5 protein-coding genes are annotated in these 4,758 nt (G+C 62.5%); all 5 read left to right on the top strand.

Translation table 11 applies throughout. The features are described 5' to 3' along the window. The coding region (locus AC1D1P_RS14550; protein WP_477673475.1) for a lactonase family protein at nucleotides 1-532 on the top strand (532 nt) is incomplete at its 5' end. After that, a complete protein-coding gene (gene garD / locus AC1D1P_RS14545; protein ID WP_477671055.1) occupies nucleotides 532-2,118 on the top strand; it encodes a galactarate dehydratase in 1,587 nt (528 codons plus the stop codon). The genes AC1D1P_RS14550 and garD, both read left to right, overlap by 1 nt. A gap of 83 nt (nucleotides 2,119-2,201) precedes the next feature. Next, on the top strand, nucleotides 2,202-2,984 hold the full coding sequence (gene garL, locus AC1D1P_RS14540; RefSeq protein ID WP_477671054.1) for a 2-dehydro-3-deoxyglucarate aldolase: 783 nt from the start codon (nucleotides 2,202-2,204) through the stop codon (nucleotides 2,982-2,984). Nucleotides 2,985-3,075: 91 nt separating this feature from the next. Then, nucleotides 3,076-3,957, top strand: coding sequence for a 2-hydroxy-3-oxopropionate reductase (gene glxR, locus AC1D1P_RS14535; protein ID WP_477671053.1), 882 nt, complete (start codon nucleotides 3,076-3,078; stop codon nucleotides 3,955-3,957). 80 nt (nucleotides 3,958-4,037) lie between these two features. Continuing rightward, nucleotides 4,038-4,758, top strand: a 721-nt coding sequence (locus tag AC1D1P_RS14530) for a Bug family tripartite tricarboxylate transporter substrate binding protein (protein WP_477673474.1), incomplete at its 3' end; no start/stop codon positions are given.

Raw genomic sequence — 4,758 nt, 5'->3', positions numbered from 1 at the left:
CCCCAAGACCGGCCAGCTGAGCGCCAACGATCCGGCGCTGGTGAATGTGTCGCCGGCCAAAACCGGCCCGCGGCACTTCCTGTGGAACAAGGCCCAGACGCATGTCTACCTGCTTAACGAACTGGACGGCGGTGTGGATGTGTTTGCATACGACGCTGGCAAGGGCGCCATGCGCCATCTGCAGCGAAGCACTGTCATGCCGGCTGGTTTTACGGGCAAGCCATGGGCGGCAGACCTCCAGCTGTCCGCCGACGGACGGTATCTGTATGGATCGGAGCGTACTTCCAGCACGTTGACCACATTCAAAATAGACCCTGCCACCGGCCTGCTGCAAACAGCCGGCACAACGCCCACTGAGAAAACGCCCCGCGGCTTTGCGGTGGACTCGAGCGGCAAGTTCCTTATCTCTACCGGCCAGGACTCCCATGCCGTGTCGCTGCATCCGATCGATGCGGCCACGGGTGTGCCTGCCGCCGGGGTGAGCCAGCCCGCGGGCAAGAACCCGAACTGGGTGGAAATCGTCGACTTCTGATGGAACGCACCAACGTCAACCCTCTTTTTATCCGCATGCACGGTGCGGACAACGTCGCCATTGTTGCCAACGATGGTGGCCTGCCAGCGGGCGCAGTGTTTGCCGATGGGTTGACGCTGATCGAGCGGGTTCCGCAGGGCCACAAGGTGGCGCTGGTCGACTTGCCCAAGGGCGCGGCGGTGCTGCGTTACAACGTGCCCATCGGTTACGCATTGAAAGATATTCCCGCCGGCAGCTGGGTGCATGAACGCCTGCTGGAGATGCCCGACGCGCGCACGCTGGACGCGCTTCCCATCGCCACCGTGCGGCCGGCCCCTCAGCCCGCGCTGGAGGGTTACACCTTTGAGGGCTACCGCAACCCGGACGGATCGGTCGGCAGCCGCAACATCCTGGCCATCACCACCACCGTGCAGTGCGTGGCCGGCGTGGTGGACTTCGCCGTCAAGCGCATCAAGGCAGAGTTGTTGCCCCGCTTTCCCCATGTCGATGATGTGGTGGGGCTGGAGCACACCTACGGCTGCGGCGTGGCCATCGATGCGCCGGACGCCATCATCCCGATCCGCACGCTGCGCAACATCAGCCTGAACCCCAACTTCGGCGGTGAAGTCATGGTGGTCAGCCTGGGCTGCGAGAAGCTGCAGCCTGAACGTTTGCTGCCGCCGGGCACCATCCAGATCGTCGATGAACGCAACGTGGCCGATGTGGGCACGAATGCGGAAGCCGCGCTGGATGTGGTGTGCCTGCAGTCCGAGAACCATGTCGGCTTCATGTCCATGATTGATTCGGTCATGGACATGGCACTGCAACATCTCGAACGCCTGAATGCGCGACGCCGCGAAACGGTGCCCGCCAGCGAGCTGGTGGTGGGCGTGCAATGCGGTGGCAGCGATGCGTTCTCTGGTGTCACGGCCAACCCTGCGGTGGGCTTTGCCACCGATCTGCTGGTGCGTGCCGGCGCCACGGTGATGTTTTCCGAGACCACTGAAGTGCGCGACGGTATTGACCAGCTGACATCGAGGGCCAGCAGCCCTGAAGTGGCCGCCGCGATGATCCGCGAGATGGCCTGGTATGACGCGTACCTGAAAAAAGGGCAGGTTGACCGCAGCGCCAACACCACGCCGGGCAACAAAAAAGGCGGCCTTTCCAACATTGTGGAAAAGGCCATGGGCTCCATCGTCAAGTCAGGCTCCGCGCCCATCAGCGGTGTACTGGCACCCGGCGAGAAGGTGAAACAAAAAGGCCTGATCTACGCCGCCACGCCCGCCAGCGACTTCATCTGCGGCACGCTGCAGCTGGCCGCGGGCATCAACATCCATGTGTTTACCACCGGCCGCGGCACGCCCTACGGCCTGGCGGAAGTGCCGGTCATCAAGGTGGCCACGCGAAGCGACCTCGCCCGGCGCTGGCACGACCTGATGGACATCAATGCCGGGCGTATTGCCGACGGCGATGCCACCATTGAAGACGTCGGCTGGGAGCTGTTCCAGTTCATGCTGGACGTTGCCAGCGGCCGAAAGAAAACCTGGGCCGAACACTGGAAGCTGCACAACGCGCTGGTGTTGTTCAACCCGGCGCCCATTACCTGATGGACTGATGCATTGACGTATAGATTCAAAGATTCACTGCCTACCTGATCAACAGAGATCATCGATAAAAAGAGAGTTAACTCATGACACAAGCAACCCCTTATCAAAGTTTTCCCAACAGCTTCAAGCGCGACCTGCTGGCCGGCAAAAAACTGATCGGCTGCTGGTCCTCGCTGTCCAACGCCATCACCACCGAGGTGCTGGGCGTGGCCGGTTTCGACTGGATCCTGCTTGACGGTGAACATTCGCCCAACGACATGGCCACCTACATCCCGCAACTGATGGCGCTGAAAGACAGCCGCAGCGCACCGGTGGTGCGCCCGACCTCAAACAACTCGGTAGAGCTCAAGCGCCTGCTCGATGCCGGCTTCTACAACTTCCTGATCCCCTTTGTCGAAACCGCCGAGCAGGCCACCAGCGCCGTCGCCGCCACCCGTTACCCGCCGCAAGGCATTCGCGGCGTGTCGGTGTCCCAGCGCAGCAACAAGTACGGCACGGTGCCGGACTACCTCAAGTCCATCAACGACCACATCTGCGTGATGGTGCAGATCGAAAGCATCGCCGGCACGGCGGCAGCGAACGAGATTGCCGCCATCGACGGTGTCGACTGCATGTTTGTCGGCCCGTCCGACCTGGCCGCCGGCCTGGGCCACCTCGGTAATGCCGGGCACCCGGAGGTGCAGGCCGCCATGGTGAAAATTTTTGCCGCCGCCAAGGCGCACGGCAAACCGGTCGGCATCCTGGCGCCGGTGGAGGCCGACGCGCGCCGCTACATGGAGATGGGCGCGACTTTTGTCGGCGTCGGCAGCGACCTCGGCGTTTTCCGTGGCGCCACACAGGCCCTGCGCGACAAATACCTCGCCTGATTTTTCTGTCATCCCGGACCTGGTCCGGGATGCGCCTTGTGGACCGCGCGTCCGGGGCCATTGCTATTTTTTACAAACAAGGAGCATTTTTATGAGCAAGCTTGGATTTATCGGCTTGGGCATCATGGGCGCGCCGATGGCTGCGCACCTGATTGCGGCAGGACACGAGGTTTTCATGAACACGCGGAGCAAAGTGCCTGCGGCTCTCTTGACCGGCAAGGGCAAGGCCTGCGACTCCATCGCCGACGTAGTAAAGCAGGCGGACATCATTTTCCTGATGTTGCCCGATACGCCCGACGTGGAGAACGTGCTGTTTGGCGAGGGCGGAGTGGCCTCGGTGCTGACCAAGGGCAAGACAGTGGTCGACATGAGCTCGATCTCGCCGATGGACACCAAAGAGTTCGCCAAGAAAATTGACGCCCTCGGTTGCGACTATCTGGACGCCCCGGTGTCGGGCGGTGAAGTCGGCGCCAAAGCTGCGAGCCTGACCATCATGGTGGGCGGCCCGCAGGCGGCGTTTGACCTCGTCAAGCCGTTGTTCGAACTGATGGGCAAGAACATCACCCTGGTGGGCGGCAACGGCGACGGCCAGACCTGCAAGGTGGCCAACCAGATCATCGTGGCGCTGAACATCGCGGCCGTGGGTGAAGCCCTGTTGTTTGCCAGCAAGGCTGGCGCCGATCCAGCCAAAGTGCGCCAGGCGCTGATGGGCGGTTTTGCCTCGTCGCGCATTCTGGAAGTTCACGGCGAACGCATGATCAAGCGCACCTTTGCGCCGGGCTTCCGTATCGGCTTGCACCAGAAGGATTTGAACCTCGCGCTCAGCGGTGCGCGTACGCTGGGTCTGGCTTTGCCGCAAACGGCGGGCGCCGCCCAGCTGATGCAGGCCTGTGCCGCCAACGGCATGCAGGACCTGGACCATTCCGCTCTGGTGCGCGCGCTTGAACTTCTGGGCAACCACGAAGTCGCGTAACTCATCCGCATGAAGAGCCCACAGAGGCTCACGGCGCAGCTGGTGGAGGACACCGCTTTTTCACACATCCGGAGACGAACATGCCGATCAATCGACGAGAGCTTATTGCTGCTTCACTGGCTTTGGGGACTGGCGCTGCGAGCGCGCAGGCTTCATGGCCGTCCAAACCCATACGCCTGGTGGTGCCGTACCCACCCGGCGGTTCTTCAGACATCATCGCGCGCGCCATTGCGCAGCCTCTGTCCGAGGCGCTCAAGCAGTCGGTCATCGTGGACAACAAGGCTGGCGCCAACGGTAACCTGGGCGCCGACATCGTGGCCAAGTCAGCACCCGACGGCTACACGCTGCTGCTGTGCGACACCGGCGCTCTGGCCATCAGCCCTTCGGTCTATCCCAAGCTGGGTTTCGACCCGACCAAGGACTTGCGTGGTGTCACGATGCTGGCCTACTCGCCGCACCTGCTGGTGGTTCATCCCTCGGTACCCGCCAGCAATCTCAAGGAGCTCGTAGCGCTTTCGCACAAGACCGACCTGAACTTTGCGGTAACGGCCATGGGTAGCGCACCGCACCTGGCTGGTGTTGCGGTCGAGCGRGCGAGCAAGGCGAAGTGGCAGTACATCCCCTACAAGGGCGGTTCGCAAGCCGTCAGCGATACGATCGCCGGCCAGACCCAGGTGTTGATGAACGGCATGCTGGCCACCTTGCCGCATGTGCAAAGCGGGAAGCTGAAGATCCTGGGTGTCTCCAAGAGTACGCGCATGCCGCTGATTGGCAATGTGCCGACGCTGGCGGAGCATGGGC

It is taken from the genome of Polaromonas sp. P1_E1_2 (assembly GCF_056406035.1).
This window is presented reverse-complemented; position numbering and strand designations above follow the sequence as displayed.